The 7,385-nt window shown below is 74.3% G+C and carries 6 protein-coding genes and 1 tRNA gene; 3 read left to right on the top strand and 4 right to left on the bottom strand.

All coding sequences use genetic code 11. The annotated features are described in order from the left end of the window. The 3 genes from HGA02_RS06705 to argS form a co-directional block, all read right to left on the bottom strand. A partial coding sequence (locus tag HGA02_RS06705) for a homoserine dehydrogenase (RefSeq protein WP_343035333.1) occupies positions 1-1,041 on the bottom strand: 1,041 nt, incomplete at its 3' end. Between the two features lie 193 nt (positions 1,042-1,234). Further along, the gene (gene lysA / locus HGA02_RS06700; RefSeq protein WP_343035332.1) at positions 1,235-2,671 is read right to left on the bottom strand and encodes a diaminopimelate decarboxylase; all 1,437 of its coding nucleotides are present in this window, start codon (positions 2,669-2,671) and stop codon (positions 1,235-1,237) included. Then, positions 2,668-4,347, bottom strand: coding sequence for an arginine--tRNA ligase (gene argS / locus HGA02_RS06695; protein ID WP_124341917.1), 1,680 nt, complete (start codon positions 4,345-4,347; stop codon positions 2,668-2,670). The genes lysA and argS overlap by 4 nt, the downstream gene beginning before the upstream one ends. A 173-nt stretch (positions 4,348-4,520) precedes the next feature. On the opposite strand from argS, the gene HGA02_RS06690 reads away from it, so the two are divergent. Together HGA02_RS06690 and HGA02_RS06685 are read left to right on the top strand one after the other, a co-directional pair. After that, positions 4,521-5,174, top strand: a complete 654-nt coding sequence (locus HGA02_RS06690) for a FadR/GntR family transcriptional regulator (RefSeq protein ID WP_168678375.1) — start codon at positions 4,521-4,523, stop codon at positions 5,172-5,174. 53 nt (positions 5,175-5,227) lie between these two features. Then, positions 5,228-5,300, top strand: a tRNA-Arg gene (locus tag HGA02_RS06685). Positions 5,301-5,563: 263 nt separating this feature from the next. Here the strand turns inward: HGA02_RS06685 and HGA02_RS06680 are convergent. Next, the gene (locus HGA02_RS06680; protein ID WP_168678374.1) at positions 5,564-6,205 is read right to left on the bottom strand and encodes an NADPH-dependent F420 reductase; all 642 of its coding nucleotides are present in this window, start codon (positions 6,203-6,205) and stop codon (positions 5,564-5,566) included. A gap of 299 nt (positions 6,206-6,504) precedes the next feature. On the opposite strand from HGA02_RS06680, the gene bglS reads away from it, so the two are divergent. Continuing rightward, complete coding sequence (bglS, locus tag HGA02_RS06675; RefSeq protein WP_168678373.1) at positions 6,505-7,287, top strand: beta-glucanase; 783 nt, start codon at positions 6,505-6,507, stop codon at positions 7,285-7,287. Positions 7,288-7,385: the final 98 nt, after the last annotated feature.

Genomic DNA, 7,385 nt, shown 5'->3' with positions numbered 1-7,385 from the left:
GCCCTTGCCGCCGAGCACGCGGTGCCGCGCGACCGAGACGACGTCACCGAGCACGGCCGACGCGGTGGGCACGCCGCCCGCGCCGCGGCCGTAGAACATGAGCTCGCCCGCGGCCTCGGCCTCGACGAACACCGCGTTGAACGCGCCGCGCACACCCGCGAGCGGGTGGTCGGCGGGCAGCAACGCGGGGTGCACGCGCACCTGGACCCCCGCCGTGCCGTCGGCGGTCTCGCCGCGCTCGGCGATCGCGAGCAGCTTGATGACGTGGCCCGTGCGGGCGGCCCACTCGACGTCCTGCGCGGTCACCGCGGAGATGCCCTCACGGTGCACGTCGTCGAGCGCGACGCGCGTGTGGAACGCGAGCGACGCGAGGATCGCGGCCTTCGCGGCGGCGTCGTAGCCCTCGACGTCGGCCGTCGGGTCGGCCTCCGCGTAGCCGAGCGCCTGCGCCTCCTTGACCGCCTGGTCGAGGTCGAGGCCCTCGGTCGTCATGCGGTCGAGCACGTAGTTCGTCGTGCCGTTGACGATGCCGAGCACGCGGCGCACGTGGTCGCCCGCGAGCGACTCGCGCACCGGGCGGACGATCGGGATGGCGCCCGCGACGGCGGCCTCGAAGTAGAGGTCGGTGCCCGCGGCGTCGGCGGCGGCGTAGAGCGTCGGGCCGTCCTGCGCGAGCAGCGCCTTGTTGGCGGTCACGACCGACGCGCCGTGCTCGATCGCGTGCAGGAGCAGGCCGCGCGCGGGCTCGATGCCGCCCATGACCTCGACGACGACGTCGGCCTTCTCGACGAGCGACGTGCCGTCCGCGGTGAGCAGCGTGCGGTCGACGGCGGGGTCACGCTCCGCGTCGACGTCGCGGACCGCCACACCGACGAGCTCGAGGCGGGCGCCGACGCGGGCGGCGAGGTCGTCGGCCTGCGTCGAGAGGAGCCGGACGACCTCCGTGCCGACGACGCCGCAGCCGAGGACGGCGACGCGCAGGGACGGGCGGGGGTCGGGCGGCAGGACCACGGGGACGGCCTCTCGGTCGGTGGGTGTCACCCCGCGCCGCGTCCGCGGGCCGTGACCGGCACCGGGGTCGGGCGGTGACGCGGCCCAGGATAGAGCCGGGCGTGCACCGGGCGGGACGGCGTCCACACCGTGTGGTGGGCCCCGCAGCGGACCGACCCGGTCCTGGGTACCGGGAGCGCCGTCCGTGCGGTCACGAGCACCGGGTCGGCGCGAGCGACCGGCGTCAGGCGTCCGTGTCGAGGGACAGGAGGTCGGCGACCGTCTCGCGGCGGACCAGGACGCGTGAGGCGCCGTCGGCCACCGCGACCACCGGCGGGCGGGTGAGCAGGTTGTAGTTCGACGCCATCGAGCGCCCGTAGGCACCCGTCGCCGCGACCGCGAGGAGGTCGCCCGCGCGCACGTCGCCCGGCAGCAGCACCTCGTGCACGACGATGTCGCCGCTCTCGCAGTGCTTCCCGACGACGCGCGCCAGGACCCGGTCCGCAGTCGACAGCCGCCCGACGACCTCCGCGTGGTACCGCGCCCCGTACAGCGCGGGGCGGATGTTGTCGCTCATGCCCCCGTCGACGGACACGTACAGCCGGGTCAGGCCCTCGTCGACGCGCACGGGCTTGACGGTCCCGACGGTGTAGAGCGTGAGCCCTGCCGGCCCGACGATCGCGCGGCCCGGCTCGATCGATAACCGCGGCACGTCGGTGCCCACCTCGGCGGCGCTGTCGGCGACCGACGCGGCGATCTCCTTGGCGATGCGGTCGGGGTCGAGCGCGACCTCGCCCGGCAGGTAGGCGATGCCGTAGCCGCCGCCGAGGTCGACCTCCTCGACGAGCACGCCCGCGCGCCGCGCGAGTCGCGCGCGCAGCGCGAGCACCGACCGGGCGGCGACCGCGAACCCCGACGGGTCGAGGATCTGCGAGCCGATGTGCGAGTGGATGCCGAGCAGCCGCAGCTCCGGGCGGGCCAGCACCGCGAGGAGCGCGGTCATCGCCGGGCTGTCGTCGTCGGCGTCGGCGACCGTGTCCGCGGTCCCCCGCGTGGGCGCGAGCGACAGCCCGAACTTCTGGTCCTCGTGCGCGGTCGAGATGTACTCGTGGCCGCCCGCGTGCACGCCCGTCGTGACGCGCACCATCACGGGCGCGGGGCCGCCGCCGCGGGCCGCGACGAGGTCCGCCAGCCGCTCGATCTCGACGAGCGAGTCGACGATGATCCGGCCGACGCCCGCGTCGAGCGCGGCCGCGAGCTCGTCGTCGGACTTGTTGTTGCCGTGCAGGCCGATGTCCGCGCCGGGCACGCCCGCGCGCAGCGCGACCGCGAGCTCACCGCCCGACGCGGTGTCGACGCGCAGGCCCTCCTCGTGCACCCAGCGCGCGACCGCGACGGACAGGAACGCCTTGCCGGCGTAATACACGTCGACCTCGGCGCCGACCTGCGCGAACGCCTCGGCGAACGCACGCCGGTACGTGCGGGCCCGCGTGCGCAGGTCCTGCTCGTCGAGGACGTACGCCGGGGTCCCGTGCTCCGCCGCGAGGTCCCGGACGTCGACGCCGGCGACGCGCACGGCACCGTCGTCACCGCGCGCGACACCCGTCGACCACGGCTCTCCCGGGACGACCGTCGCGGCGTCGTGCAGGTGCGCGGACGGCTGCGGGGCCGCGCCGGTCACATCCGCTCCGGCGCGCTCACGCCCAGCAGGCCCAGGCCGTTCGCGAGCACCTGACGCGTCGCGTCGTTGAGCCACAGCCGCGTGCGGTGCACGTCCGTGACCTCCTCGTCGCCCCACGGCGTGACCCGGCGCTGGTCGTACCACTTGTGGTACGACCCGGCGAGCTCCTCCAGGTAGCGCGCCACGCGGTGCGGCTCGCGCAGCTCGGCGGCCTGGTTGATGACGCGCGGCAGCTCGGCCAGGCGACCCAGCAGCACCGACTCCGACTCGTGGTCGAGCAGCGACGCGTCGAAGCCGTCCTCCTTGCGCACGCCCGCGTCGGCCGCGTTGCGGCCCACGTTGACCGTGCGCGCGTGTGCGTACTGCACGTAGTAGACGGGGTTCTCGTTCTTCGCCGACGCCAGCAGGTCGAGGTCGAGGTCGATCGACGAGTCCGCCGACGAGCGCGCGAGCGAGTACCGCGCCGCGTCCACGCCGACCGCGTCGACGAGGTCCTCGATCGTCAGGACGGTGCCCGCACGCTTCGACATGCGGACCGGCTCGCCGTCCTTCACCAGGTTGACGAGCTGCCCGATGAGGATCTCGAGGTTGACGTGCGGGGTGTCCCCGAACGCCGCGCACACCGCCATCATGCGGCCGATGTACCCGTGGTGGTCGGCGCCGAGCATGATGACGACGCGGTCGAAGCCGCGCTCGCGCTTGTCGAGGTAGTACGCGATGTCGCCCGAGATGTAGGCACCCTCGCCGTCGGACTTGATGACGACGCGGTCCTTGTCGTCGCCGAAGTCGGTCGTGCGCAGCCAGACGGCGCCGTCCTGCTCGAAGACGTGCCCGCCCTGGCGGAGCCGCTCGACGGCCCGCTCGACGGCACCGGACTCGTGCAGCGTGTCCTCGTGGAAGTACACGTCGAAGTCGACGCCGAAGTCGTGCAGCGACTGCTTGATCTCGGCGAACATCAGGTCGACGCCGCGCGCGCGGAACGCCTCGGTCGCCTCGTCGAGCGGGAGCGTGCGCGGGTCGGGCTCACCCGCGGCGAGCGCGTCGGCGACGACCTGCTCGGCGATGTCGGTGATGTACGAGCCGCCGTACCCGTCCTCCGGCGCGGCCTGGCCGAGCGCGCGGGCGACGAGCGAGCGCGCGAACCGGTCGATCTGCGCGCCGTGGTCGTTGAAGTAGTACTCGCGGGTCACGTCCGCACCGGCCGCCTCGAGCACGCGCGCGAGGCTGTCGCCGACGGCCGCCCAGCGGACGCCGCCGATGTGCAGCGGGCCCGTCGGGTTCGCCGACACGAACTCCAGGTTGAGGCGCACGCCCGCGAGCGCGTCGCCGTGGCCGTACTCGACGCCCTGCTCGACGATCGAGCGCGCGAGCTCGCCCGCCGCGGCCGCGTCGAGGCGGATGTTGAGGAACCCGGGACCGGCGACGTCGACCGACGCGACACCCGGCGTGTCTCCGAGCCGGCGCGCGAGCTCCTCCGCGAACGCCCGCGGGTTGGTGCCGGCCTTCTTCGCGAGCTGCATCGCGACGTTGGTCGCCCAGTCGCCGTGCTCGCGCTGCCGCGGTCGCTCCAGGTGCACGGTCGCGGGGATCGCGGCCGGGTCGAGGGCGAACGTGCCGTCGTCGACGGCGTGCACGAGAGCGGCCCGGAGGGCCTCGGAGAGCTGGGCGGGAGTCACCCGTCAAGGGTAGGGGAACGCCGCCGACGGCCGGACGCGCGTCCGGGTCCCGCACCCGTCCCGCGCGCGCCGCTCAGGGGCCGCACGACGCGGCGCGCCGACCAGCCGAAACGGTGGCGTGGGCGCATCCGGCGGTGTTGACTTCGCCCATGCACGGACAGGCGACCTGACGCATGGCGCGACGTCCCGGACTCATCGACACCGCCGTCGATGCGCTCCGCAGCCGCATCACCTCGGGCGAGTGGCCCGTCGGCTCGCGCATCCCTCCCGAACCCGCCCTCGTCGACCTGCTCGGGGTCGGCCGCAACACCGTCCGCGAGGCTGTGCAGTCGCTCGTGCACGCGGGGCTGCTCGAGCGCCGTCAGGGGTCGGGCACCTACGTGCTGTCGAGCTCGGAGCTCGCGGTCACGATGGGCCGGCACATAGCCGACGCGCGGCAACGCGACGTCGTCGAGGTGCGCCGCGCGCTGGAGGTCGAGGCCGCCCGGCTCGCCGCCCGTCGTCGGACCGCGACCGACGCGTCCGCGCTGCTCGACGCGCGCGACGCCCGGGCTGCTGCCTACCAGGCCGGCGACCTCGACAAGATGGTCGTGACCGACCTCGACCTGCACCGCACGATCGTGCGGACCGCCGCGAACCCCGTGCTCGTCTCCCTGTACGAGAACCTGCTCGACGCGATCGGCGAGAACATCCGGTTCAACTTCGTGAGCGACACGCACGGGGGCGACGCGCACGACGGGCTGGTCGAGGCGATCGTCGCCGGGGACGACGGCCGCGCCGTCGCGGAGACGTCGGGGTACCTGTCCGCGTTTCTCGGCGAGGCCTGACGGGCTGATACGCTGACGCTCGCTTCCGGCCCGCACACCCGTGTGCGCGCCATGCGCCCGTAGCTCAGTGGATAGAGCGTCTGCCTCCGGAGCAGAAGGTCGTAGGTTCGAATCCTATCGGGCGCACTGTCGTCAGAGCCGTCCCGCCGTCGCCGGTGGGGCGGCTCTCGTCATGTCGGGCGAGCACCGTCGTCGCCCGGGCACCGGCGCCGTCCGAGCACCGTCGTCGCCCGAGCAGCACCGTCGTCGCCCGAGCACCGGGGTCGCCCGAGCACCGGGGTCGCCCGAGCACCGACGCCCCCGGCACCGGCGTCGCGCGGGCGCGGCCTGCACGGCGGAGGGCGCCGGTCGCAGCCGACGCTCTCCCCCGCAGCCGCTCGCGCGTGCGTTCAGATCGTGCGCGGCGCCTTCGCGAGGTTCTCGACGAGCTCCGCGCGGTTCTGGCGGACGACGTAGGCGGGGCGGTCGCGCTCGACGCGCCACGACTCGCTCAGCGGCGAGACGTCGACGGTGTCGAACCCGAGCGCGTCGTACAGGGCCGTGACGTGCTCGACGGCCTCGGGGTGGTCGCTCGACGTGGCGAGCGCACGCCGCTCGTCGCTCCCAGCCGGGTGCCCGTCGGTCGTGATGTCGGCCGCGCCGATGTGGTTGAACGCCTTGACGACCTTCGACGTCGGCAAGTGCTCCTGGAGCAGGCCCGAGGTCGTCTTCTCGCCGCGGTCGAGGGCCTCGACGCGCCCGTCGCGCTCCCAGTAGTAGTTGTTGGTGTCGAGCACGACCTTGCCGGCCAGCGGCTCGACGGGGATGTCGGCGAGCGCCCGCAGGGGCACGGTCACGACCGCGACGTCCGCGGCTGCGGCGGCGTCCTCGGCGGTGGCGGCGCGTGCGCGCGGGCCGAGGTCCGCGACGAGGGTGTCGAGCGTCTCCGGGCCGCGCGAGTTGGCGATGACGACGTCGTGGCCGAGCCCGATGACGGCGCGGGCGACCTGGCTGCCGATGTGGCCGGCGCCGATGATTCCGTAGGTGGTCATGCCTGGTGCAATCCGGCGGCTGCGCCGGCGATTCCCCGTCGAGCCGGGCGTCCCACCTGTCGGTCATGCGCCGGCTGCCGTCCGCCCCACCGCCGCGCGCGCCGTGTCCGTCCGGTTGACGGACGCCCGCCCCGGGCGCAGAGTGGAGGACTGGAACCGGTTCCAGTCCGCTCCGCGAGCGGCGACCCGCCGCCCCGTCACCACCACGCGTCCGGCGCGCCGACGCGGGCCATCCCCGCGACCGTCCGGGCGCCCCGACCCCGCGGCCGCGCGGCCGCGGGACGTTCTCAGGAGCACGCATGCGATCAACGACGACGCACCGTCTGCCCACCGCCCGCCGCTGGACGCTCGTCGGAGCGGTCGTGGCCGGCCTCGCCGCCACGCCGACCCTGGCGACACCTGCGGTCGCCGCCATCGGTGACTCGTTTCACGACGACCTCACCTGGTACGACACCGGTCGCTGGCACAAGGCCGACGGCTGGACGAACGGCAGCATGTTCAACGCCGGCTGGCGCGCGGACCACGCGTGGCACAGCGGGGGCGTCCTCGGGCTCAACCTCGACACGACGCCGTGCCCGGCGGGCTGCTCCGGGCGTCCGTACGCGGCGGGCGAGGTCCGGTCGAACGACCTGTTCTCCTACGGGCGGTTCGAGGTGCGGATGAAGGCGTCGGCCGGGTCCGGCACGGTCACGTCCTTCTTCACGTACACCGGGCCGGGCGACGGGCAGCCCTGGGACGAGATCGACGTCGAGATCCTCGGCAAGAACACCCGCCAGATGCAGACGAACTACTTCACGAACGGCGTCGGCGGGCACGAGAGCGTCGTCGACCTCGGGTTCGACGCCGCCGCGGACTACCACCAGTACGCGATCGAGTGGTGGGACGGCGGGACGATCAACTGGTTCGTCGACGGGCGCCTCGTGCACCAGGAGGACGGGTCCCGTGGCCCGCTCCCGACGCACCCGCAGCGCGTGATGATGAACTTCTGGCCCGGCGTCGGCGTCGACGACTGGCTCGGCCCGTTCCAGTACACGGGCCAGCGCACCGCGACCTACGACTGGGTGCGGTACACGCGCTACTGACGCCGCCGGCCTCGGAGCAGGCGAAGGGCCGGGCGGTGGGTGCCCCCACCGCCCGGCCCTCCCTCCCCGCGGGCGCCGGCACGCGCCCGGCAGGCTCC

The organism is Cellulomonas septica (assembly GCF_012396155.1).
In the GTDB taxonomy this organism is placed as follows: domain Bacteria; phylum Actinomycetota; class Actinomycetes; order Actinomycetales; family Cellulomonadaceae; genus Cellulomonas; species Cellulomonas septica.
Note: the sequence above shows the minus strand (reverse complement) of the source record. Positions and strands in the feature narration are given on the sequence as shown.